This is a genomic window from Falcatimonas sp. MSJ-15, from assembly GCF_018918265.1.
Classification (GTDB): Bacteria; Bacillota; Clostridia; order Lachnospirales; family Lachnospiraceae; genus Falcatimonas.
This window is the reverse complement of sequence record NZ_JAHLQC010000004.1, coordinates 21,647-46,763: the sequence shown is the minus strand read 5'-3', so window position 1 is coordinate 46,763 and position 25,117 is coordinate 21,647. Positions and strand designations below refer to the sequence as shown.

Genomic DNA, 25,117 nt, shown 5'->3' with positions numbered 1-25,117 from the left:
TAGAGATTAGAAACAGAATGTAGCGCAGCTAGATTGCTCTATTTATATGTAAATATATCTATATGAGAGCAATTAAGTATAAAATGTAATAAAGTTAAGAAAGAGGAATAAGAATGTCAGCAATATGGGGAATAATTGATTTTGACAAGAAGATTATTACAGAAGATGAAGGGCATAGAATGAGAAAATCATTCGACAGATGTATAATAGATAGATATGAAGAAAGCTGTCAGGATAATGTATATATGGGATGTGGAATTCAGTATTTTACACCTGAAGCTAAGAATGAGACGTTACCAATAATAGAAGATGGAGTATACTTTGATGCAGATGTTGTAATTGATAACAGGGAAGAACTTATGACAAAGTTGTCAATAAGTGATAAGTCAATTACAGATGGAAGATTACTCTATGAGATGTATAAGCGATATGGTAAAGATTCGCTTGATATGATGCGTGGAGCTTATGCATTCGTATATTATGACAGTAAGAATGGACAGGCAGATGTCGCAATAGACTGTACAGGAGAGAGAGTTGTATATTATAAAAGAGATGGCAGCAGATTATACTATTCATCACTTATAGAACCACTTAGAGATACAGAGACTAAGAGCGATATTAATGGAGAATGGCTTACAGATTTCTTATCAATGGATCACTTGTATATGGTATGTGAGACAGAGAATACACCTATCAGTAATGTATTTCGAATTGCACCTGCACAGGTAGTTACATTTACTAAGAAATCAATAGATAAAAAGACTTACTGGAATCCTGGTAAGAATATAAAAGTAAAAGATTATAAGACAGATGAAGAATATAAGAGAGAATTCCTTGATATATTCACAGATGCTGTAAAATGTATGATAAGAAGTGAAGATGAGATATCTGTTATGTTAAGTGGTGGACTTGACTCAACAGCAGTTGTATCAGTTGCAGCACCATATCTAAAAGAACAAGGAAGAAGAATACATTCATATACATCGGTTCCTGAAAAAGGTCTAAAGAGCAATGATGGCGGATATAATATTAATGATGAGACAGAATATGTTAAATCAACAGCGAAGTATTTTGGCAATATTGATACTACATTTGTCGATATGCCGGGAATGAATGCATGGGATTACAGAAGTGATGAACTACGCAAGATGGAGATGCCATATAAGTCAGTACAGAATCTTTTGTGGATATGCGAGTCTATGCGTCAGGCATACAGTAATGGTTCAAGAGTTGTACTTAATGGCTCATTTGGTAATACAACAATATCATTTGGTGATTTGACATTATATATGAATCAGTTATATAAGGAACACAGATATATTAAGTTATTAAAAGAACTTACAGCATTCCAGTCGACATTTGGATATAGTAGAAAATATGCATTAAAGCAGATAATAAAAGATAATAAAAAAGAAATAGTGCTTAATGAATCAGAAGACATGCTTGGACATTCTTATGTAAGAATAGAAGCAGTTAGAAAATATGGTTCATGCAAGCGACTTGGACAGATGACATATAATATGGAAAAATCATTTGTTAATATGGATGAGTATAGAAAATCTATGATAGATTATAAAGCATTCAGACAGATTGGTGAAACTGGAATGAAACACTCTCTTGCAACAGGTGTATTGTTAAGAGATCCTACAAGAGATAAGCGAGTAGTAGAATTCTGTGTAAGCCTCCCAATATCGCAATATGTTAAGAATGGCGAAGATAGAAGACTTGCAAGTGTATATATGAGAGATATAATGCCACCGAAAGTTATAAAGTCAACACAAAAAGGAAAACAAAGTGCAGATCTTAAAGAGAGATGTGTCAGAGAATCAGACAGGATAATTAAGGAATGGCTAGAGATATACAGAGCTAATATGAATAATGAATTCGTAGACTGTGCCAAAGCAATATCTGAATTAGAGAACATACAGACACTCAATGATATAAGAGAATATGACATAGTAAGGCACATATATACATTAAGTGTTATAGAATATGTGAATAATATAAGAAGAACATTATAAGAAGAATAATGTAAGGCGGAGAATACTATAAAAGTTATTATCGGCATAAAAAATGAAAAAATTATAGCGAAAAATTACAAAACTGCAAGAAATGTTGATCTTATGTAAATTAGAATCTATACTAACAGAGTACTTAGGTACTAAAACAGGAAAAGAGGTAATTTACAATGAAAAAAACATGGGAAGTTCCTTCAATGGAAGAATTAAACATCAACACAACAGCTAACGGTCTTAGACCAAACGATAACTTCGATGATGTATGGGTACAGATCAACGGATTATGGTACAGACCAGGTGATGGTAAGACATCAGATAAATAATTTTGATGTTCCTAGGAGTCATGCAGTTTTGCATGGCTCTTTTTTTATATAAGTAATTAGCAGAAATAAGTGATAACAAGTGGGAGGAAAATAAGTGTATTATTATAGAATATTTGGTTTGAATATATGTTCAGATCTTGAGATTACAGAAGCAAAAGAGATAGATAAGACTGATAATATCGATCTTAATATACATTATGAAGAGATGAAGAGAGAATATGTACAAGAGACAGAAAAGGAACTAAAAAAAGACTTTGGATGTATATTTGGATATGGTAAGACCGAGACATTCATACGTTATGTGCATCAGGGAGCATTTTTTATAAGAAATGGCAATGAGATAACATATAATATTAAGCCAGATGCTAGTATGAATTATGTTAAACAGATAATATTATGCTTTACAATGTCGGCAGCACTTGCACAGAGACAGATTCCTGTTATGCATGGAAGTGGAGTCGTAATTAATGACAAAGCGTATGTTATAAGTGGAGATAGTGGAGCAGGTAAGTCAACACTTACTGCTGAACTCCTTAACAATGGAGCAGGTTTTATGTCGGATGATATGGTAGCACTTGATATTACTGGTGAACAGATAAAAGCGATACCATCATTCCCACTTAGAAAGCTGTGTCCTGATGCAGTTGAACAGTTTGGATATAAAAAAGAAGATATAATATATCTTCCTGATGCAGGCAAAGAAAAATATGCAATAAGAATTCCTGATGAAGAATATACAGATACTAAAAAAGTACTTGGCGGTATAGTAGTAGTGTCAGTAGGTGATTGCGATGAACCAATACTTACTGAAGTGAAAGGTATTATGAAGTTAAAAGTACTCACTGATAATATATACAGATCAGATGCGTATGCTGATATGGGATATGATAGAGAACTGTTAAATTCATGTATGGCAATTATACAATCAGTTCCAATATATAGACTTGTAAGACCAAGAGATAAGATGACAGTAAAAGAGCAAGTAGAAGTACTATTTAAGAAGTTGTAAAAATGTGGTACTAAAGTTTGATTTACAAAGTATTTTGCTTATAGTACTATTAAAATCTAATTAGATAAATGCTTTATTAAAAGGTGGTAAAAATGAGGGAAAATGACAGACAATTCTTACGCATGATAGACAAGATGATAATTGGAGATTTACAGAAAGAAGACTTATTTAGAGATACGAATTGGGGTGAGATGTTTGCATTAGCACATAATAGTAATATGGAGTCAATTCTTTTTGATGTCGCAGACAGTCAGCAAGGTATGGATAATGAGTTAAGAGCACAGTGGAGCCGATTCCGCATGTTAACTCTTATTAGTGAAAAGCAGAAACTTTTTTCACTTCAGCGAGTACTTGATAAGGCAAAAGAGAAGAATATTGAATTCACAATTTTTAAAGGATGTGTACTTGCAGATCTATATCCTGTATATGCACTTAGAACATCAAGTGATACAGATATACTTATAAGCCGAGAAGATGAAGAAACTGCAATTGGCATATTTAAGGAATGTGGATATGAATTTAACGAGGAACATTCAAAAGGAAATGTATATATATTCTATAATCCACAGTATAAGCATATGGTTGAATTACACTTTAGCTTATATGAAGATTATGAAGGTGCTAAGATTGAGATGCTTAAGAAGATGGAACTTGATAGGAAAGAGAGCAGAGTTCATATTAATGCATGTGGCATAGAAGTTACAACACTTGGATATGAAGAACATCTTATATATCAGTTATTTCATATAATTAAGCACTTTACTGTTGAGGGAGTTGGAATAAGATATCTTTCAGATATAACATTATACATTAACAGATATTTTGATAAGATAGATTTCAAAGATTTTTGGAACAAGATGAAAAAGCTTGGCTATACAGTATTTTGTGAGAAGTTTTTCGCAATATGTGTAGATAATCTTGGCATGGACAAGAGAGTATTTGATGATCATAGATGTGATGTTAAAGAGCAGGACTACATTCTACTCCTTGAAGACTTACTATGTAAAGGTAATATTGATTCAGATAGAGAAGCTTCATGGCAGATACTTGGAATTATGACACCTTATCTTGTTGGTAATGAGAGAGTAAGTGAGAATAAGTTAATAAGAAAGATGCAGGTTCTTTTTCCATCAGCAAATAATCTTCCTGATGAGTTTGCTTATGCAAAGCGTCATAAGTGGTTACTTCCTATAGCATGGATACATAAGTGTATAAGATATGTGATAAGAAGAACCAAGCATGCGGATGCATGGTATACACCTAATCAGAAACTTAGTGCAGCAGAATACAGACTTGCACTTGTGAAAGACACAGGACTTACAGGAGATAGATAATATGAGAATAATCAGACGTATATATAATTTTATGAAATATAATAAGAACAAAAGACTTTGCATAAGAGCTACCATATTGTCATTATATTATAATATATATATCAAGGTTGTTCCAATGGAGAAGGCGAAAAAACATTTTGGAAAAGCCGGAGTTGAGAGTGATTATGAAGATACAACGGAGAATATATTAAGAGGAATGAGACTATCCCATGTTGTTGATGCTGTATGTACAAAGGTCCCATGGGATTGCAAGTGCCTTGTAAGAGCACTTACAATAAGAACACTCTTAAAACGAGATAAGATAGATTCAACTATGTATCTTGGAATCAAGAGGGATGAGAATGGTAAGCTTGATGCTCATGCATGGGTAAGATGTGCGAAGTTCTATCTCTCTGGTGGTAATGGTGCAACTTATGCTGTTGTAGGTAAGTTTATGTAATGTTTATCATTGACTGGCTTTTTTTTAGCAAGTTAGAATAATTCAATAATGTTTAAAAATGCAGATGTAATATTCTATCTGCATATCGTTAGTTAAAGTATATAACAAAAAAGAGTTCATAGATAATTCATTAAGTGAATAATCTATGAACTTTTTCTTTATTTTATTAATAAAATAGTATTGTAATATTAAATTTATCTAACGCAGATAAAAAATGTAATATAAAAGTCTCAAGGATCGATAACCTAATAGAATAAAGGAAAATGGCAAACCGTTTGAAAGAACGGGACGCAAAGCTGAGAACCTAAAACACATAAATAAGCAACGGGATGTGTCAAGGCAGTCTGGCTACCCAAATATTAGAAGTACCATAATGGGTTTTTCTTTGCTTTTCATTATTAAGTCGGCTAATAATAGCCGCAGGAAAGGAGAATATATATGAGTGGAAAGTTAAGGAAATTCTGGGTAAATGTGTGTGCATTGGTATTAGTTGTTACATTGGTAATTAATCCTAATATGATGAGCAATGTACGTGCAGAGGATACATTTACACCAATTAAGACAGTTTTTTATGTATTAAACAGAGGTTATGAGAGACCATTTGGAACGACATCACAGAAACAGGCTAAGTATACTAAAGTTGGCGAAGGATATATCAAATATGCTATAAATATCAGCGAAGATGATAGTGCAGTAGCAGATAATATCTACATAGAGCCGGATTCATCTAATATAATAGAAGATGATGAGAAGATAGTATGGTATGTCTGTAAGAAAGAATCAGATGGATGGCATATAGATGGTGAGATTGTAAGTAAGGAAACTGATGATGCGGTTATAGAAACTGCAACAGAGATTACTACAAGTAAACAACCAGAGACATCGACAGTAGAAGAAGAGACAGAACCATCTAATGGTGAATTAGAGGCAGAGACAACAGATATTAGTAAGAGCCTTATAACTGCACATTTTGCAGTATTAAAAGATGGATATACAAGACCGTCAGAAGCAAAATCCGATAAACAGTATAAGTATATAAAAGTTGGAGACGGTAAGATATATAAAGAGATAACAATATCTAATGATGATAAAGCAGTACTAGCCAATATTGCAAAAGTTCCGGATCTTACAGATTATATACCAGAAGGTAAAACAGTAGTATGGTATGTCTGCAAGAAAGAAGCAGATGGCTGGCATATAGATGGCGAGATAGTCGAGAAAGAAGCAGAGACTAGTGTTACAGAAACAGAAGTATCAACTACAGAAGCAGTAACCAAAGAAACTGATACATCGACTATAGAAACTAGTACAACAAAAGAGACAGAATCAGTTACAACAAAACCGGTAATAAAAGAGACAGAGTCAGTTACAACAGAAGAAGTGACAAAAGCGACAGAGCCAGTCACAACAGAAGAAGTAACAAAAGCGACAGAGCAAGTTACAACAGAAGAAGTAACAAAAGTAACAGAGACAGAGCCTACTACAACAAAAGCACTCACAACAGCACATTTTGCAGTTCTAAAAGATGGATATACAAGACCATCAGAAGCAAAATCAGATAAACAATATAAGTATATAAAAGTCGGAGATGGCAAAATATATGATGCAGTTAAGATAGAAAAGAATGATGCAGCAGTGCTTGCTAATATCGCAAAAGTTCCGGATCTTACAGATTATATACCAGAAGGTAAAACAGTAGTATGGTATGTCTGCAAGAAGGAAGCAGATGGCTGGCATATAGATGGTGAGATAGTAGAAGATGAGAAGATAACTGAAGAAGTTACAACCAAGGAAACAGAAGAAGAGACAACAGAGGAAGAGACAATTAAGGCAACAAGACCAGAGCCAACAGAAGAAGAGACAACTAAGGAAGAGACAACCAAGGAAACAGAAGAAGAGACAACTAAGGAAGAGACAACCAAGGAAACAGAAGAAGAGACAACAACAGAGGAAGAGACAACAGAAGTTCAAAAGAGTAATGAAGAGTTACTTCGTGAAGAGATGTATCAGATGTTAATAACAGGTGATACATCAGAACATGATATATCGAAGTATCATTTTACATATATTCAGATGGATAAGATATGGGAGAAGATGGTTGCAGCAGAAGGATATATTGCAAAACATGCAACTGGAATGGCATATCTTAATGTTACAAGGAATTCAGATAATACAATAAAGACAATATATTTTGAGAATATGGACAGTGATTTTGTTAATCGTTATAACAGAATGTTAACAGCGATTAATGAGATAAAAGCAGCAACATCAGATCCTACAATGACAGATCTTGACAGAATTATGTATGTACATGACTATCTTGTTGAGAGAGCGACATTTAAGGAAACCGGTTTCATATCTCATACAGCAGGTGGAGCATTAGGAGATGGACTCGCAGTATGTCAGGGATATACAGATGCACTTCAGGTAGTATTCCATGAGATTGGAATTGATACCTATTATGTAACAAGTAATGCAATGAATCATGCATGGATATATGTAAGGCTTGATGGAGAATTATATAATATCGATGCAACATGGGATGACGGCAAAGAATATAATGGTGGAATATCAAGAATGTATATGCTAAGAAGTGATTCAGAATATTATGGCGGATTAAAACATTATAGCTGGAATGTATATGGAACAGATGAAAAAGCAACATCGGGCAAATATTACAAATGGTTTGTGCATGATATTGAAGGCAAGATGAGATATTATAACGGATATTGGTACTATGTTGATACGACTGCTAATTCAATTATTAAAGCTAAATCTGATGGCAGTGAGATGATAACAGTGCTTGATGGAAGTAAACTTAATACACTTACAATAGATGACATAACAGATGGCAGACTTAAGTATTTTGCAGGAAATACAGAGATGACAATGCCACTTAATTAAAATTAGCAGATAGTATGAATATTGACTGAATTGTATGTAAGATATAATAAAATTTTTATAAAAAAGATAAAAAAACCATAATAAAAACCATAACAATATCTCAATAAAAAGTTGACTTATAGTGCGATAAGTGATAAGATAAAACAGTAATAACACTGAGTGTTATAAGTAATATGAAAGAGGGTAATACTAATGAAAAAGACATGGGAAGCACCAGTAATGGAAGAACTTCAGATTAGTGCAACAGCTAACGGAAAGGCACCAAGCGACAACTTTGATGACGTATGGGTTCAGATTGGCGAAAAGTGGTACAGACCAGGCGATGGCGCTGCATCAGAAGCTAAATAATCTTAGACAGAATTAATAATACTAGACATTTAACAACAAAAACAGAGTCATGGCAGATATGAATAACATATCACCATGGCTCTTTTTGATAATGTATCAAATGCTATAGGTTGTGAGTGGGTTAAGGTTTTGGCTCTTTGTCAAGAGTTGGGGTAAATTTTTGAAAGTTCAAATTTGGCTCTTTGTCAAGAGCGAATGTAAAATGTTTTTATTAAGATTATGTATAACATAAGTAAGTTAATCTAATCTAATACTAAAGCAAAAGAACATGCAAAGTATATTGATAAAAAAGGTTGAAAAGAGACATATTTTGATAAAAAAACTAAGTCAATTAATATTAGTATCCATTAAAATGTAGGCAGATAGCTTTGATTTGTAATATTTTATCTATGAAAAGAAAAAAATATTACAAAATTGCAATAATTACTGACTTTTATAATATATTATGATAATATAAGCGAGTAGTTAAATAAAATATTCAAGAGAGAGAAGGTAATTATAATGAGAAAGACATGGGAAGCACCAGTAATGGAAGAACTTGTAATTAATGCAACAGCTAACGGACTTGCACCAAATGATAACTTTGATGGCGTATGGGTTCAGATTAATGGTAAATATTACAGACCAGGCGATGGAAGAATTTCAGACAAATAGTAATAACTAAGTAGAGTCGTGGAAGTATCGTAAGATACTTTCATGGCTCTTTTTTCTTGATCTTTTTTACTATATAACGTATACTAAAAAAGTTGTACAATGTGAGTTATAATATATAAATAAGGGTAATTAAGATGAATAAGGAAAAGAAGATTTTTTTAGATATATTAAAGTGTCTTGTCAATAATTCGAGATTCGGACTTAATGATAAGATTGAGGTAGATGCTAAGGCAGCTGACATTAACAGACTCTATGATTATGCAGTAAGAAGTAAGCTAATCTGTGCGACATTTGATGCTATCAGATTTGTTAATGCCAACGATAATCCAATATATAGGATATGGCAAAAGTATGCTTTTGAATTCGGGTTAAAACAGATTAACAGGAATAATGCGACTAATAAGATATTAGAAGCAGCCAAGACAGAGAATACAAAGGCAGTTGTATTCAAAGGAATGGTGCTTGCACAATTATATAGAACGCCTGAACTTCGTGTATCTAGCGATACAGATATTCTTACTGACAGAGAGAATGAAGATAAGATGGTGTCAGTGCTTGAGAGACTAGGATATGTTAAGCTTGTTGATAAATCCAAAGATGAGGTATACAATTATTACAATGAAGAGTTTTCGCATCTTGTTGAATTACATTTTTGTCTGTGGGAAGATTTTAAAGGTGAACGTATGGAGATTCTTAACAGCCTGAAACTTGACACGAGAACAGAAGATGTGATGATTAATGGAATAGAAGTAACAACGCTTACGACAGAAGCACATCTTGTATATATGATGTTTCATCTTGTAAAACATTATATATTAGAAGGAGCTAACTTAAAGTTCTTATTTGATATGGCACTTTTTATTAATCGATATTATGATGAGATTGATTGGAAGTTCTTTGAAGAGAGCATGGAAAGTCTTTCATATATAGAATTTGCTAATAGTATATTCTATATAATGGTGAATTATATGGGACTTAGAGATGATGCTATGAGTCATGTTAAGTTAAGCAAAAGCAAAGAGACAGAGGCAATAGAACTTAGTATAACTGATACGATAGAAGTTATACTTGATGATTTATTAAAAGGTGGTGTTCGTGGTGATGGCAGCAGCAGCTTTCAGATGCTTGGAATAATGACACCATATCTTACCGGAGAGACTGATAATGATAGTGATAATGGATTAAAGCGTAAGCTTTCAATAATATTTCCATCAGTTAAAAGACTTGATGCTAAGAGATTCTGGTATGCTAAGAAGATACCACTTCTTCTGCCTGTTGCATGGGTTCATAAGTGGCTTAATTTTATATTTTACAAGATCAGACATCATAATGGAACATATTCAGCAAGTGAGAAGTTAAGAGCAGCAGACAAAAGAATAACATTATTAAAGGACAGCGGACTTTTGAAATAGAAAGCTAAAAGAAGAGAGATATAAAGAGGAATATATTATGAATGATAACAGATTAAGTTATTATGAGAAGATCTATCTTATAGGTATTTCAATAATAACATTTAAGATAACATTAGACTCATCAGCTATAATATCATGGCCAGGAGCAATTGATAACTTGATAATAGCAGCATATCTTGTATGTATGATATATAAGGTATTGCATCAGACATATTCGCCATATACGATTGTATTATATGCACTTTTGGGCGTATTGTGTCTATATACATGTAAGAGTGCAGATAATTTTTATCTGGTATTTACATATTTTGCAATTATATGCTTGCAAAATGTTGATATTAAGAAAGTAATTAAGACTACTTTTACAATAAAAGTATCTATACTTGCATTTCATGTAGTCTATTTTTTGATTATGTATGTTGTTGCAAGAGGCTCAATTCCATACTTTTATCGTAATGGTGTAAGGCGAGTAAGTTTTTATATGGGACATCCTAATACATTTACAGCATTCTTATGCTGGGTATGTCTTGAATATATATATCTTAACTATAAGAAGATTAATTGGAAACAGCTCATTGCCGTATGGGGAGTTAACTATATATTCTATATGTTTACTAACTCTAATACCGGACTTATAACGATGACAATGACAATATTCTTTGCAATACTTGATAAAGCGAAGGTAAAAGCATTTAATAAGTTACTATATTTTATGGCAAAATATGGTTTTGCATTCTGTTCAATATTCTTTGCATATATAGTAATATTCTTTAGAAGTTTTGGACAGGGAATGATGACAGTATATAATCTGCTTAACGATTTCTTCACCGGCCGTCTCTTATATGGAGTATGTACTTATGATATGTATGGGCTAAGCTGGCTTGGAAGAACGATTCAGTTTCCACCTAAGCAATTTTGGAATGGATATTGGATAGATAAGATGGTATTTGATAATTCATATATATGGATGCTTGTGTTATATGGTACAGTATATCTTTTTATAATATCAGCATTATTTTTCTATATTGGCAAAAAGACAACTAATATAGAGAAGATTCTGATTGTTGCCTATGCTTTTTATGCTATAATGGAATCATATGCGATTAATGTAGTTATATGCTTCCCATTACTTTTTGTTGGTAAATACATGCATGCAAAGAGAAATGTGATAGGATATACAGGAAATGAAGAGGAGTAAAGGATATAAGAATGGGCAAATTAATAACAGTTATTATTCCGGTTTATAATAGTGAACAGACTATAGCAAGGTGTATTGAATCCGTTATTAATCAGACATATAGAGAACTTGAGATTATAATAGTTAATGATGGTTCTACAGATAATACTCTTTATATATGTGCGGAATATGCTAAAAAAGATAGTAGAATAGTAATTATTGACAAAGAGAATGAAGGTCCTTCAAAAGCTCGTAATGTTGCTCTTATGAAAGCAACAGGAGTATTTGTGATGTTTGCAGATAGTGATGACTATGTCGATGAGAATTGGTGCAGGCATCTGTATGATGCTATAAAGTCTAAGAAATCATCTCTTGCACTTTGTACATATTATGAGATAAGCGACAAAGAGAAGAGAAGATGCCGAGATGCATATTCAAAGCAATATAGCAGACTGCCATACAGTATGGAGATATGTCGCAATCCAATATCATACTATCATGGCGTATTGTGGAATAAGATATATCGTCATTCAGTAATTCGTAAGAATGGAATAAGATTTGATGAAGAATTGGAATTTGGCGAAGATTTTGTATTCAATCTTAATTATCTTGAACATGTGTCTAAGATAATAAGTATTGATGAACCACTCTATAACTATGTGAGCAGTACAGCAGATTCGCTTTCAAGATATAGAAAAGAGATATATAAGAGAGTCGATGATAGAGCAGCACTTTTTGAGAGATATGTAAGATATTGGAAAAATATTGGATGGTACAGACTTTTAAAACCGGCAGTTGATTCTTATATTGTTCAATTTTATATGTCTGAGATTAAGCGTACTAAGAAGCTTTTTCGTGCTAATGAAGTTGATGAATATGAGAAGTATAAAGAATATATAACTAAGGTATGTATTGACAGATATAATGTGAGCAGATTTACAATATTTTTGTTTGAGAAATATAAAGCAGCTCGTAATGCATATTGGAATGTGAAGAATTATGGAATAGATGAGTGTATTCATACTAGAAGTATGCGAAAGCGAAGAAAAAAGTTATCAAACGAGCAGACTAAGAGAGTATTAGTATATTGTGATTCAGTTGAATATGAGAGAGATATTGCTGACTTTTATAATATTGTAAAAGAAATAGAAGATGTTGAGTACTATCTATATTATGGTAATCTGGAATATAGTGATAATATGCAATACAAAGAGCGTGCGATAAATATGGCTGACGAACTTAATATGACTCTTGTAAGTGATATAAGACAGATAAAAAAAGATATATATTCACTTTGTATAACATGCAGTTATGCTATTCCAAAAGGGATAAGTTCAAGAACGACACCTGTTATGTGCATATCTCCATATATTAATAATATATGTGGCGAAGATGCCAAGATACCACATATATATGATTATATGGTTACAGGAGAAGAAAAGCAGATACCACGTTTTACAGATATATTTGAATCAAATAGAAGATATGCATCAATTATTGCAGGTAAATATGAAGTATTCATTGGAGTACCTCATTTTACCGGATTAAAATGGTCAGAACAATTATATAATAATCCAGGATATATTGGAATGGCAAGGCAGCAGCTTAATATAGATGATAGCAGCAAGAATATATTCATTAATTATTCAGTTAAGAATATAGAGAATATAGAGAATGATCTGAATAAATTATATGGATATCTATTTGGCAGAGATAGTGTTGATGATAAGCTGCTTGCAATTATTAATTCACAGAATATTGTATTAACAATGAGTTTTGAATGTTATGAATATTCATGTGATTATAAAATAGAGATGTATATTAATGAACTTGCAACCAGATACAAAGAAGCAGGATTCGCTGTAAGAATGCCGGGAGAAGACAGAATACCTTATATTGCTGCATGTGATGAGATATATACTAATGGTAGTGGAATAGCAGAGCTTGCGATGTTTGCAGAGAAGAAGATGACTATGTTCGCAGATTCAGAAGATATATGGACAAAGTCTAATCTGTATGAATCACTTAATGGTAATGCACTGTCTAGACGAAAGTGCCAGTCAGAGATGGTTGTATTCAAAAAAGAATATGATGAGAATATAAGAAAACTATACCAAAAAAGTCTTAATACGGATTTTGAGATATAGATTTTTAAATTTATACTTATGCGAAACTCATATATAGGTTATCTAAGATTGCCCAGAGTATAGATAGCATCAACAAAAACACGCTTGCACTAAGTGCCGACGATTACCACATTGTTTTCTTTTGATGCTATCCATACTCTGACAATCCAATTTACGTTTCGATGAGTTTCGCAGCTACGTTTTCGCACAATATATACATTTACATATATATTTACGAAAAATATCTAAAAATTTACAAATCTATAAAAACAGAATATTCACAAGATATAATAATAATGCTTAGCATAATTGTATATCGTAAGCCAATAACTCATTTAAAAATTTCTGAAAAACGTATATTAATCCAGGCGTAGCATAAAAGCGATAATACATAAAGAGGGATAAACAATTGACAATGTTTTTAATACATATTAGAAAATGTGTACAGAAAGGAAAATAATTATGGAAGACAATAATAAAACTGATTTTCAGGAAGCCATGAGACAGATCAGAAATGTTATTTTGACAAGGGATGCCAATACGGATTTTAAATATTCTTCGCCTAAGGATGACGCAAATGCAGATGTTAAGAATGGTATAAAAAAGAAGAAGGTGTATATCGTTCTTTTTGTAGTGTGGTTTTTCATATTATCTGTTATTGTAGCAGCAGGAAATGTATTGATATTAATGAATGGTTCACATAATTATGGAATTTTGGTTGTGATTGTATTTGTGGGATTTCTTGTCTTTGCTCCGGTTGCATGGAGCTGGTATCGTTCATCGAAAAGGACTAAGGAATTATATGATAATACAATTATTGTAAAAGCTGTGGAAGAGAGTGTTCCGGGAGCAAAATGTGATCCTAATGGACACATAGATGCTGTTAAATTATATGCGTCAGGTGTAGTACCGGCATTTAGCAAGGCAGATGGAAATTATCTAGTCAGTTACAACAAAAACGGAAAAATGTGCTATTTTTCGAATATATCATTATCAGAATCAGTATACAATAGCAGAGAAGATGACTATGACTATGAAAATCTTTTTACGGGACAAGCATATGTGCTTAGTTTTAAATCCAATCTACAAGGAAATGTAAGAGTATTTTCAAAAAAATACAGAGGAGCTCAATATTACAAAGGCAATAAAAAAGCAGAACACAGAATACATATGGAAAATTCAAGATTTGACAATGTTTTTGAAGTGTATGCAACAAATGAATATGAAGCTTTTTATGTTTTAACACCTTATGTAATGGAGCAACTATTGCTGATATATAATCAGTATGGTGGTTTTGGAATGGCTGTGGTAGGCGATCAGATTGCAATTGCATTGAACACAGGATACTACCTATTTGCAATGCCTTGGGAATATAAAGAAATTGACAAAATGTCTCTTGAAAATTCCAAAGAGATGGTTCGACAGATTATGTCTTTTGCTCAAAAATTGGAAAATGCTATAAATAGCAAATCTGAAAGTGAAACTATGTAAAGTATATGCTATGCAATATCAAATAATAAAAACTTTCCCTTGTAGATACCTCATAAGGGTAAAAACAAGGGAAAAGGATGATAGTTATTGAATCTTGTTGGTTATGTTGATGTTAAAATTTGCAATGTAATGAAGAATAGAACTATCACTTAGGTATGGAGCAGATGTCTTGTGAAGTGAAAGCGTTACGTATGAAGTCTTAGAATCTGTTGTGAATGTAGTATTCTTATTGAATTTGGACGAAGATATGAGATTATAATCTTTGTCATATTGATTAATGATAATTGCCATTCCACCAGAATAACTGATATTGTATGAATGACCTGGTTCGCAGGATAGATAATCGTTAGTACATATTCTTGTTGAAGAAGAATTATATCTTCCACTAAAACGATTGTAATATCCAGACTGCCATGAAGCAATATCAGTATAATCAGTATCTGATAATTCGCAAGATATAGAATCTGTATTGTCTAATCTTTTAGAAGATTCAACCATAGCATTAGCGATATCCTCAAAGTACCATTTGCAGGTATTTCGATTAATTATAGCATAATTAGATACTTTTTCTGGTGATTGGAATATTCCACCGTCATCCCACCAAAAGCAAGTGATATTATTAGCTGCTGCAGTTGATACATATTTATTAACATAATCAATTCTCGCAGAAAGATTTGACACAGAAGTATTGTTAGTCTTGCCAAACTCTCCGATTATAACAGGTATTCCTTTTGATAAAAGAGAACTTTTGATACCTGCGAATAATGAATCAACAGAATTAGTTCCGACATAACTGTGTACAGATGCAATTAGTCTGTCTTTTGCACTGTCAGTTGGAAGTTTAAATCCATTCATAACATTAACTTCAGCACTTGCTGCGTATGTGCTTACAATAAGATATCTAGAAGCATTGTTACCACCACTTCTTCTTACAGTGTCAACAAAGACCTGATTAAGAATATTAGCAGCTTTGTAGGCATCATCACCGGCATAATTCCATTTACATTCAGAGTTAAGAATCTCATTAAAACCTTCAAAGAGAAGATGATTGTCATAATTTTTAAAATAATCGGCAACCTGAGACCATATAGAAGACAGAGAAGCACTATGCTTATCTATATCGCTAAGATCAGCTCTTAACCATCCATTAGCACCGGTGTCATGGTGAACATCAATTATGCAATACATATTATTATCAATAATATAATTGACAATTTCATCAATTCTATTTAACCAGTCTTTGTCAATAGTTCCATCAGAGAATATATGATCATAATAAGTTATAGGAACTCTTATAGCATTAAATCCTTTATCTTTTACAGCTTTAATAAGAGCTTTTGTAGTCACAGGATTGCCCCAGAGGGTTTCATAATATGATGAAGTGGCAGTATTAACGTCTGTTCTAGTGCTGATTGGATAATCATTGATAGTTATTGTGAGTGAAAGAGTACCACCTTTTACATCATTAGTAGTAGCAAGTTTTGAGATTTTTTCAAGGTTGACAGTTGCGTATGAAGTAGTATTGTTAGTGATTACACTTGAAAAAGTCTTATTAAATTCATCAAGTTTTATTATATCACCTGATGCTTTAGTGAAAGTTGCATTGCTAATAGTATATGTGAGTGTATCATTACCGGAATTCTTAAGAGAATTGTTAATAATCTGAAGTCCGAATACACCACAAGTTCCCGTAGCAGAAGAATTAAGTGAATTAATCTTCCATGTTAGATTACATACATTGCCAGAAAAATATGGACATGCAGAAGCATCCCATCCACTATAATATTTGGTTGAATAGGTTGCCATTGCCTGATACTGTTTTTTGAATTTGAGTATCTCCTCACTGTTATTTTTTTGTAAATCGTAACAGCAGAGTGCATTGCCAAGATTCCATCCGACTCTCATATCATCAACAACGCCCTGTGCAGTTGATGGAACAGAATCAGAAGCTTTAACTGTGTCAGGTTTTATAAATATAAGATTAGTAAGAACAGTAAAAGCGGTAATTGTGCATAGAATTGCCTTTTTAAAAGAATACATAAAAATCTCCTCCTGTCATAATTTGAAATATATGCATTTTTATTACAAAAATGTATACTTATATTTTCGACAGCAGGAGATAGAGATATTATTTATTTATACTTTTTTAATGTTATTATAACAACTTCAGGACGGTTGTTGAATCGTGGAAGTATAGCATCACCAAGTCCGGCACTTACAACAAGTTTTGAACCGGATTCTGATGTGAAGACACCTTTGTCATACTTTGGAAACAGTTTGCCTGTTGTAGCAACAAGTCCGCCTATAAATGGAAGTCTTATAAGCCCTCCGTGTGTATGCCCACCAATTACAAGATCATAGTGAAGATATTGAAAGTATAAAAAATATGCAGGATCATGATACAGAAGAATATGGTAGCCATCAGCACCGATATCAGGTACATATTTTTGAATATCATAAAAAAGGTACTTTTTACCATGAAGCCATATAGAGTCATTGCCACGGGTAATCTTAGCATCAGCATCTTCTAATACATTAACATTGTATTCTTTATATAGTTCTAATGTCTTTTGGTACAATTCTTCACTGTCAAATTCGTGATTACCAGAGATAGCATATATTGGTGCAATATCTTTAATACCTTCAAGAAGTATAGAAGCATTATTAAGACTGTGACTGTCATCAGTGAAATCACCGGATATAATTATTATATCAGGGTTGCCATCCTTTATGTGTTTTATGAGCTCTTCTTCATCTTTACCAAAAGACTTGCCATGAAAATCTGATATCTGGCATATTCTATAGCCATCAAATGAATCAGGCAATTCACTACTCTCTATAGTATAATTAGTAGTCTTTAGCCTTACATCAAAACCGATGATAAGGATAATAGCAATTAGTAATGTTATAGTGATAATAATGAAAAAACGGTATTTTTTTATGCGAAACATAAAATATCCTCCATTAAATTAAGTTTGTATTTTATTTTTTATAAGAATATGATAAAATGTGGATATTTGCAAGATAAAATGTTAAATATTTCTTGTTAATTGTTGTTCAATCATAGAAAGAGTGGAGATATATAATGAATAATCTAGTTAGTATAGTTGTACCGGTTTATAATGTAGAGGAATATCTTATGAGATGTGTTGATTCACTCACAGCTCAGACATATAAGAATATTGAGATAATCCTTGTTGATGATGGTTCAACTGATAAAAGTGGAGACATCTGTGACTACTATGAAAGAGAAGATATGCGAATAAGAGTATTGCATCAGAATAATGGCGGACAGTCAAAAGCACGCAATGAAGCTCTTAAGATAGCAAGAGGTGATTATTACTGTTTTGTAGATTCAGACGATTATGTACCTTGTAATTATGTTGAAAAACTGTACAATCTTTTAAAAGATAATGATGCAGACCTCTCAATGTGTGAATTTACAATGTTTACAGGAGAGAGAGCAGATGGTGCATTTGATAATCCAAAAGAGTCAGTTGTAAAAGAATATGATAATGTAGAACTTATAAAGAATATGCATACAATAGCAGGTGAACTGTATGTTGTTATGTGGGGTAAATTGTTCAAAAAGGAACTTGTCACAGGAATACAGTTCCCAGAAGGGCGAATTTGTGAAGATCTTGCAGTACTCTATAAGATGTATGACAGAGTAAAAAAGGCAGTATATTGTAACGATATCATGTACTACTATTATAGAAACAACAAGAATAGCTCAACATATAACATTAATAAAAAGTTCTATGATGATGTATTTATGGCACTTGAAGAAGAGATAGCATATATGGAATCGAATAGAAGAGAACTTTTGGAGTATCCAAAGAAGACATATATGTATTGGCTGTTTGATTATTATAAGAAATTATATAATAATCATGAAAAGGTGAATCTTGCGAAATTGCATAACAGATATAAGAAGATGTATAGAGAAGTTAAGAATTTGCCAAAAGAGAAGTTTTATACAGTCTTTTACTATGCACCAAGTCTATATCTACGATTAAAACATTAATAGATAGAAGTGATAATTATTGAATAATATAATGTTATAATATATGTTATACAATTCAAAAATATAATATTCTAATATATGTTATACAATTCAAGAGTATAATATTGTAATGTATGTTACATAATTCAAGAATATAGTATTATATGTAGGTTTTACAATTCGAACTAAAATCTGACAATATAATGCGTTTATATGTGTTAGATGGAAGTTAGATGATAGATTATTAAAATTATAAAAGAAAGGAATGTTAAAAACATATAGTTTTTGACAAAGAATAGTATATGCAGGAATTAGTATCAGTAATGATACCTGTGTACAATGCACAGGATCATATAAGAAAGTGTTTGGATTCATTATTAGTGCAGACTTATGAGAATATTCAGATAGTAGTTGTCAATGACGGATCAAAAGATTCTTCAGGACAGATATGTGAAGAATATGCAAAAAGAGATAGCAGAGTTAAACTTATCAACCAGCCAAATGGTGGAGAAGGTGCAGCAAGAAATACAGGACTTCGTGAAGCAGATGGTGAATATCTGTGCTTTGTTGATGCAGATGATTATGTAAAACCTGATTTTGTAGAAAAATTATATAATCTTCAAAAGCAGAACAATTCAGGACTATCAATCTGTGGTTTTACAGAATTAAAAGGCGATACTGTAATTAATGAGACACATGGTGATATAGAGAGAATGAATCAGGCAGAAGCTATGGAGAAACTCTTAAGAGAAGATTCATTCAAAGGATATGTATGGAACAAGATGTTTCGAATGGATATTATAAGAGAAAATAAGCTAAAATTTGATATAACACTTGCAGTATGGACAGATGTATTGTTTGTATTTGACTATATGCAGCATATAGATAGCGTAACATTTGATCCAACACCGGAATACTATTATATATATGTTGAGAATTCAGCATCACATGAGAAGAACCATGTTCTTGGTGTAGCAAAATCATATAGTGCAGTGAGAGCCAAAGAACAGATGATAGACAGAATACCGGCAGAATATACAGGCGTAAGAAGACAGATATGTATAAGATTTGTACAAAGTGCGCTTGCTGTACTTCGCAATATTGGATATCTTCAAAATGGTGAAAAATCAGAATATTATACAGGAAGTATAGCTGTGATTAAAAAATATTATTCTGAGATATATACATATCTTAGCCAAAAAGAGAAGATACTTGTTAAGCTGTGTCTGCATTGTCCTGGAATACTTATGATGATGTACAGACTGAAAAAATAAACAAATAAACATTTTATAACTAATCGGAGGACTTATTATGAAGAAAAATATATTGATTATTGCTTTATCATTGGTACTAGTATGTGTGAATACAGCATGCCAGACATCGAATGAACCAGAATATGTTACTCATTCAACAACAGAAGCATCAACAGAGATGACTATTAATGTTGAGCCAATTGCAATTAAGGAAGATGACAATTTTATATATACGGCTAAAGAGATTGTAGAGAAGATGGGAATGGGATGGAACCTTGGTAATACACTTGATGCATGCGATTATAGTGGTTCTAAAGAGATTGATGAGACTGCTTTTGGCAATCCTGTTACCACAAAAGCGATGATTGATATGGTAAAAGAAGAGGGATTTCAATCAGTTCGTATACCGGTATCGTACTATAATCACATGGATGAAGATGGCAATATAGATGAAGAATGGCTAAATAGAGTAAAAGAAGTAGTTGACTATGTTGTTGAAGATGATATGTATTGTATCATTAATGTTCATCATGATACAGGTAATGATGGCTGGCTTACAGCAGATGCATCATCCTATGAACAGAATAGTACAAGATTTAAGGCAATGTGGAAACAGATTGCAGAATATTTTGCGGATTATGATGAAAAACTCTTGTTTGAAGGATACAATGAGATTCTTAACAGCGAGAAGAAGTGGTCATGGGCTGGTGAAGAATCATATAATACAGCAAATAGTCTTAATCAGGATTTTGTAGATACTGTAAGAAGTACAGGTGGCAATAATGCTAAGAGATATCTAATTGTCAATACTTATGCTGCAAGTGCAGAAGAGGAAGTGATGAATAATTTTGTTATGCCATCAGATGTTGAAGACAACAGACTTATAGTGGAAGTGCATACATATGTACCTTTTGATAAGATACCAGAGACTTTTGACATGATTAATGCAAGATTTTGTGAGAACAATATTCCGGTAATTATCGGAGAGACAGCATGTGGTAAAGATAAGAGTATAGAAGAACGTACAGAGTATGCTAAACTTCTTAATGTAAAGTCTAAAGAATATAAGATTGCAATATTCTGGTGGGATGATGGTAATTATTCTGATAATTCTTCATCTGCTGAAGATGTATGTAATTATGCTTTATTAAACCGAGTACTTATGCAATGGGCATATCCTGATATTGCACAGGCATTTACAAACTAGTTAATTTACAAAGCTATCAATTATCTGTATGCGAATAGTTAATTGCAAAGCTATATGTATCTGCATGTGAATAGTTAATTGCAAAGCTATATGTATCTGCATGCGAATTAGGTAATTGCAAAGCTATTAGTTATCTGCCTGTGAATTAGGTAATTACGAGATTATTAAGATATTTGCTTATTAGTATAAATTTTGTAATTATCAGTTAGTGGGATAGATAAAGGAGAAAAAGTTATATGAATTATTCTATTATAGGAAAGCACAGAAGAGAACTAATGGGAATATCTATGCTATTGATTGTTATATATCATACATCGATATACCTGCCAGAGACACTTTATAGATTCAAAGCACTTACAGATATAGGTGTATCGATGTTCTTTTTCCTGTCAGGATATGCAATGCTATATTCCTGGGATAAGAATCCGGATGCGAAAGCATTTATTATAAAGAGGTTAAAAAGAATATTTAGGACAACATTGCCTGTTGTATTTGTATGGTGCCTGCCACAGGTTATAATAGGAAGAATAGGAATTGGTGAGTTTGTTGCGAAGTGTATGTCAATATATTATTGGTACAATGGTAATTTGCTATATTGGTTTATCAGTGCAATAGTAATGCTATATCTTCTCACACCTGGGTTTCTTACGCTATATCGTAAGAATAGAAAAGCTACAATGACGGTAATAGGTATATTGTATGTAGTTATTGTGGTTGCAGGACGCAATGGATTTATGAACCATATTATACAATTTTCATATAGGTTTATTATATATTTTATTGGAATGATATGTGCAGTTGCAGCAAAAGAAGAAAAGAAGATTTCAAGATCTGTATGGATAATAAGTGCAATTCTTTTCATAGTTCCAGTAGTATTAATGTTGGTATTCAAAGATGCGGTATACAGTGCAGGATTTCGATATGTTGCTGAGACAATGATGACGGTTTTTCTAATTATTACAATTACACTTATATTGGAAAAAATTAGAATAGATATGAAAATATCAAAAATGCTTGGAGATTATACACTTGAGATGTATCTTTTTCATGAGAAAGTTTTGTATATTTTTACATTTATATATTTTAAGATAGGAATACAGTTTGACAGATTTGGTGTTGTGACTAATGTATTATCAGTGCTTGCGGCATTTGGAATATCAATTATCTATAAGAAAATTATAGGTATGGTTTTGAAAAAATGATCCTAATAGACTATCTAAGTCAGATGTATGGTTTTGCAAAAATAGTCCTAATAGACTATTTAAGTTAGATGTAAAGTGTTGTACTATAATAGCTAGTGTAGACGCACTAGCGCACGGACCCTTATAATAGACGTATAATAGAGAGATGCCTTAAGTGCATTGAGACAGAATAAGTGATTCATGATAATGGATCACTTTATTTTATGAAAAAATGTTAAATAAGATTACCTTAAAGATAAAAAAAGTTAAGAAATGTACAAAATTTAACCTTATATTAAATTACGAATAGACAATTCAGTATTTATAGACTATAATTAATAATGCGCACTATATAGGGTTAAATGCGGAGGAATGGTTATGAACAAAACTAATGTCAATGCAACCACTAATACAGGTCACATATTACTAGATATATTAGTCGGAGCATGTGCCTTCCTTATAAGTCTGGTACTTGGGGGAGGAATCGGCGACAGTGTCGCTAATTTGCAATCGACCATAGTGTATGGGGTATTTATATTGATTTACATTTTGTCGAACAAAGAAGAGCGTATATATAATATTACAACATTCTTTTATATAGACAGAATGGTAAAAAGAACAGCCCGTTCATTTGCGATTGCAGCAGTTTCTACATTAGCACTGCTTAATTTTGTAGGTGGTAATGCAGAAAAAAGAACGCAGTGTTTTATTATTTTTCTTGTAATAGGTTATATTGCACTTCTTGCAGATACGTTTATTGTCCGTATACTTGGCAAATTTAGCAAAAATCAATATATTGCAAGAACAATACTTGCAGGTAACAGGGAAGACTTTGATAAGTTTACATATTTTGTCAATAAGACTAATATCAAGATGAATATTCTTGGATATATAACTTATGATAAGGATTATGATACAGCCCGTTATCTTGGAAGCGTTGATGATCTTGAGCAGATTATCAGAAAAAAGAGTGTGGATCAGGTGTATTTTATGCGTAATACAGATGACACACTTACACTTCAGCCATTACTTGATATATGTCTTGAGATGGGTGTTACAGCACGAGTAGTTATGAACTTCTACAAACCTCGAAGCGCTAACAGTTATGTAAGTTCTATTGGTACATATCCTGTTGTAACATATCATACTATATCATTTAATAATGCTGAAAAAGTTGTAAAGAGAGCATTAGACATTATTGGTGCCACTTTTGGAATCCTCATCAGCTCACCGATTATGCTTATAGCAGCTATTGCTATTAAGATTGACTCAAAAGGACCGATATTTTTTAAACAGGTGAGAGTCGGGATGAATGGTAGAAAGTTTAAGATCTTTAAGTTTAGAACAATGTGTGTTGACGCAGAAGCGAAGAAAAAAGATCTTATGCAAAAGAATGAGATGGGAAACGGTCTTATGTTTAAGATCGAGAATGATCCACGAGTTACAAAAGTAGGAGGATTCTTACGAAAGACAAGTATTGATGAACTTCCACAATTTTTTAATGTACTTAAAGGAGACATGAGCCTTGTAGGGACAAGACCACCTACGGTTGATGAAGTATCAGCTTATGAGAGAAGCCATTGGCGAAGAATCAGCATAAAGCCTGGTATTACAGGAATGTGGCAGGTAAGCGGTAGAAGTGATATCAAAGATTTTGAAGAAGTAGTAAGACTTGACACACAGTATATAGACGATTGGAGCGTTTGGCTTGATATTAAGATACTGATAAGAACGGTATTACTTGTATTTAGCCACAAAGGCGCCTATTAATAGATACCAGTTGAGAATTATAGGAATTGCATAATTATTAAAAGAGAACCGGTTGCGAACTGTTCATAACGCAATCGGTTCTCTTTTAATAATTGCTTTTGTAAGCTGATAGTTGTTAAATCATAAAGGTTATGTCGGATTAATCTATTACTTCAATAAAACCATTAGAATTCATCTTATCAAGGAAAGTCATAGTTTCCTTAAGACAAGTATCTTCATCTACATCATAAATATCAAGCAAATTAGATTTTATCTGAGCAACTGAGATTGGCTCATTACCAAGCATGTCCCAGATATCGTTGCCGCTTCCAACTAGTACAAAATATTTGCCAGTTGAAAAATCTATCATTACTTTTTCACCTGACAGTTCTGTTACGTCAAGAGCTTTGATTAACTTAACTTTACTATTTTCTGTCATTATATTCCTCCTAATACCACTGACCATACAAAAATATACTAACATAT

General features: G+C 32.4%; 20 protein-coding genes and 1 riboswitch. Of the genes, 17 read left to right on the top strand and 3 right to left on the bottom strand.

Annotated features, from left to right (window positions below; all coding sequences use genetic code 11):
- Nucleotides 1–113 precede the first annotated feature (113 nt).
- The 12 genes from KQI85_RS03850 (at nt 114) to KQI85_RS03795 (ending at nt 15,235) form a co-directional block, all read left to right on the top strand.
- Nucleotides 114–2,021, top strand: coding sequence for an asparagine synthetase B family protein (locus KQI85_RS03850; protein ID WP_216574774.1), 1,908 nt, complete (start codon nt 114–116; stop codon nt 2,019–2,021).
- A 167-nt stretch (nt 2,022–2,188) separates the two neighbouring features.
- Entirely contained in the window at nt 2,189–2,341 is a 153-nt protein-coding gene (locus KQI85_RS03845) for a hypothetical protein (protein WP_216574773.1), read from the top strand.
- A gap of 94 nt (nt 2,342–2,435) precedes the next feature.
- The gene (locus KQI85_RS03840) at nt 2,436–3,350 is read left to right on the top strand and encodes a hypothetical protein (RefSeq protein ID WP_216574772.1); all 915 of its coding nucleotides are present in this window, start codon (nt 2,436–2,438) and stop codon (nt 3,348–3,350) included.
- A 92-nt stretch (nt 3,351–3,442) separates the two neighbouring features.
- Nucleotides 3,443–4,684, top strand: a complete 1,242-nt coding sequence (locus KQI85_RS03835) for a nucleotidyltransferase family protein (RefSeq protein WP_216574771.1) — start codon at nt 3,443–3,445, stop codon at nt 4,682–4,684.
- Nucleotide 4,685: 1 nt separating this feature from the next.
- Nucleotides 4,686–5,123: a lasso peptide biosynthesis B2 protein gene (locus KQI85_RS03830; RefSeq protein ID WP_216574770.1), complete on the top strand. Its 438-nt coding sequence runs from the start codon at nt 4,686–4,688 to the stop codon at nt 5,121–5,123.
- Nucleotides 5,124–5,378: 255 nt separating this feature from the next.
- A riboswitch (cyclic di-GMP riboswitch) is annotated at nt 5,379–5,479 on the top strand.
- Nucleotides 5,480–5,561: 82 nt separating this feature from the next.
- On the top strand, nt 5,562–8,027 hold the full coding sequence (locus KQI85_RS03825; protein WP_216574769.1) for a hypothetical protein: 2,466 nt from the start codon (nt 5,562–5,564) through the stop codon (nt 8,025–8,027).
- A 192-nt stretch (nt 8,028–8,219) separates the two neighbouring features.
- Complete coding sequence (locus KQI85_RS03820; RefSeq protein WP_216574768.1) at nt 8,220–8,375, top strand: hypothetical protein; 156 nt, start codon at nt 8,220–8,222, stop codon at nt 8,373–8,375.
- Nucleotides 8,376–8,876: 501 nt separating this feature from the next.
- Nucleotides 8,877–9,029, top strand: coding sequence for a hypothetical protein (locus KQI85_RS03815; protein ID WP_216574767.1), 153 nt, complete (start codon nt 8,877–8,879; stop codon nt 9,027–9,029).
- 134 nt (nt 9,030–9,163) lie between these two features.
- Entirely contained in the window at nt 9,164–10,441 is a 1,278-nt protein-coding gene (locus KQI85_RS03810; protein WP_216574766.1) for a nucleotidyltransferase family protein, read from the top strand.
- A gap of 37 nt (nt 10,442–10,478) precedes the next feature.
- Nucleotides 10,479–11,639 (top strand): hypothetical protein, encoded by a 1,161-nt coding sequence (locus KQI85_RS03805; protein WP_216574765.1) that lies wholly within the window; start codon nt 10,479–10,481, stop codon nt 11,637–11,639.
- An 11-nt stretch (nt 11,640–11,650) separates the two neighbouring features.
- Complete coding sequence (locus KQI85_RS03800) at nt 11,651–13,765, top strand: glycosyltransferase family 2 protein (protein ID WP_216574764.1); 2,115 nt, start codon at nt 11,651–11,653, stop codon at nt 13,763–13,765.
- 441 nt (nt 13,766–14,206) lie between these two features.
- Nucleotides 14,207–15,235 carry a DUF3137 domain-containing protein gene (locus KQI85_RS03795; protein WP_253293737.1) on the top strand — a complete coding sequence of 343 codons (1,029 nt, stop codon included), beginning with the start codon at nt 14,207–14,209 and terminating at the stop codon, nt 15,233–15,235.
- A gap of 84 nt (nt 15,236–15,319) precedes the next feature.
- Here the strand turns inward: KQI85_RS03795 and KQI85_RS03790 are convergent, their stop codons facing one another.
- Entirely contained in the window at nt 15,320–17,275 is a 1,956-nt protein-coding gene (locus tag KQI85_RS03790) for a glycoside hydrolase family 5 protein (RefSeq protein ID WP_216574763.1), read from the bottom strand.
- A 92-nt stretch (nt 17,276–17,367) separates the two neighbouring features.
- Nucleotides 17,368–18,186 (bottom strand): metallophosphoesterase, encoded by an 819-nt coding sequence (locus tag KQI85_RS03785; RefSeq protein WP_216574762.1) that lies wholly within the window; start codon nt 18,184–18,186, stop codon nt 17,368–17,370.
- 134 nt (nt 18,187–18,320) lie between these two features.
- Between KQI85_RS03785 and KQI85_RS03780 the strand changes: the two genes are divergently transcribed.
- The 5 genes from KQI85_RS03780 (at nt 18,321) to KQI85_RS03760 (ending at nt 24,652) form a co-directional block, all read left to right on the top strand.
- Nucleotides 18,321–19,262, top strand: coding sequence for a glycosyltransferase family A protein (locus KQI85_RS03780; RefSeq protein ID WP_216574761.1), 942 nt, complete (start codon nt 18,321–18,323; stop codon nt 19,260–19,262).
- 281 nt (nt 19,263–19,543) lie between these two features.
- Complete coding sequence (locus KQI85_RS03775; protein ID WP_216574760.1) at nt 19,544–20,515, top strand: glycosyltransferase; 972 nt, start codon at nt 19,544–19,546, stop codon at nt 20,513–20,515.
- A 37-nt stretch (nt 20,516–20,552) separates the two neighbouring features.
- Nucleotides 20,553–21,701: a glycoside hydrolase family 5 protein gene (locus tag KQI85_RS03770; RefSeq protein ID WP_216574759.1), complete on the top strand. Its 1,149-nt coding sequence runs from the start codon at nt 20,553–20,555 to the stop codon at nt 21,699–21,701.
- A gap of 236 nt (nt 21,702–21,937) precedes the next feature.
- Nucleotides 21,938–22,903, top strand: coding sequence for an acyltransferase (locus KQI85_RS03765; RefSeq protein ID WP_216574758.1), 966 nt, complete (start codon nt 21,938–21,940; stop codon nt 22,901–22,903).
- Nucleotides 22,904–23,260: 357 nt separating this feature from the next.
- Complete coding sequence (locus tag KQI85_RS03760; protein WP_216574757.1) at nt 23,261–24,652, top strand: sugar transferase; 1,392 nt, start codon at nt 23,261–23,263, stop codon at nt 24,650–24,652.
- A gap of 139 nt (nt 24,653–24,791) precedes the next feature.
- On the opposite strand, the gene KQI85_RS03755 is transcribed toward KQI85_RS03760, so the two are convergent.
- Nucleotides 24,792–25,070: a PqqD family peptide modification chaperone gene (locus KQI85_RS03755; RefSeq protein ID WP_216574756.1), complete on the bottom strand. Its 279-nt coding sequence runs from the start codon at nt 25,068–25,070 to the stop codon at nt 24,792–24,794.
- Nucleotides 25,071–25,117: the final 47 nt, after the last annotated feature.

What these genes read in the sequence shown, in the direction of transcription:
- KQI85_RS03850 (WP_216574774.1), top strand. Translation starts at nt 114, where the DNA reads ATGTCAGCAATATGGGGAATAATTGATTTTGACAAGAAGATTATTACA.
- KQI85_RS03845 (WP_216574773.1), top strand. Translation starts at nt 2,189, where the DNA reads ATGAAAAAAACATGGGAAGTTCCTTCAATGGAAGAATTAAACATCAAC.
- KQI85_RS03835 (WP_216574771.1), top strand. Translation starts at nt 3,443, where the DNA reads ATGAGGGAAAATGACAGACAATTCTTACGCATGATAGACAAGATGATA.
- KQI85_RS03830 (WP_216574770.1), top strand. Translation starts at nt 4,686, where the DNA reads ATGAGAATAATCAGACGTATATATAATTTTATGAAATATAATAAGAAC.
- KQI85_RS03825 (WP_216574769.1), top strand. Translation starts at nt 5,562, where the DNA reads ATGAGTGGAAAGTTAAGGAAATTCTGGGTAAATGTGTGTGCATTGGTA.
- KQI85_RS03820 (WP_216574768.1), top strand. Translation starts at nt 8,220, where the DNA reads ATGAAAAAGACATGGGAAGCACCAGTAATGGAAGAACTTCAGATTAGT.
- KQI85_RS03815 (WP_216574767.1), top strand. Translation starts at nt 8,877, where the DNA reads ATGAGAAAGACATGGGAAGCACCAGTAATGGAAGAACTTGTAATTAAT.
- KQI85_RS03810 (WP_216574766.1), top strand. Translation starts at nt 9,164, where the DNA reads ATGAATAAGGAAAAGAAGATTTTTTTAGATATATTAAAGTGTCTTGTC.
- KQI85_RS03805 (WP_216574765.1), top strand. Translation starts at nt 10,479, where the DNA reads ATGAATGATAACAGATTAAGTTATTATGAGAAGATCTATCTTATAGGT.
- KQI85_RS03800 (WP_216574764.1), top strand. Translation starts at nt 11,651, where the DNA reads ATGGGCAAATTAATAACAGTTATTATTCCGGTTTATAATAGTGAACAG.
- KQI85_RS03795 (WP_253293737.1), top strand. Translation starts at nt 14,207, where the DNA reads ATGGAAGACAATAATAAAACTGATTTTCAGGAAGCCATGAGACAGATC.
- KQI85_RS03790 (WP_216574763.1), bottom strand. Translation starts at nt 17,275, where the DNA reads ATGTATTCTTTTAAAAAGGCAATTCTATGCACAATTACCGCTTTTACT.
- KQI85_RS03785 (WP_216574762.1), bottom strand. Translation starts at nt 18,186, where the DNA reads ATGTTTCGCATAAAAAAATACCGTTTTTTCATTATTATCACTATAACA.
- KQI85_RS03780 (WP_216574761.1), top strand. Translation starts at nt 18,321, where the DNA reads ATGAATAATCTAGTTAGTATAGTTGTACCGGTTTATAATGTAGAGGAA.
- KQI85_RS03775 (WP_216574760.1), top strand. Translation starts at nt 19,544, where the DNA reads ATGCAGGAATTAGTATCAGTAATGATACCTGTGTACAATGCACAGGAT.
- KQI85_RS03770 (WP_216574759.1), top strand. Translation starts at nt 20,553, where the DNA reads ATGAAGAAAAATATATTGATTATTGCTTTATCATTGGTACTAGTATGT.
- KQI85_RS03765 (WP_216574758.1), top strand. Translation starts at nt 21,938, where the DNA reads ATGAATTATTCTATTATAGGAAAGCACAGAAGAGAACTAATGGGAATA.
- KQI85_RS03760 (WP_216574757.1), top strand. Translation starts at nt 23,261, where the DNA reads ATGAACAAAACTAATGTCAATGCAACCACTAATACAGGTCACATATTA.
- KQI85_RS03755 (WP_216574756.1), bottom strand. Translation starts at nt 25,070, where the DNA reads ATGACAGAAAATAGTAAAGTTAAGTTAATCAAAGCTCTTGACGTAACA.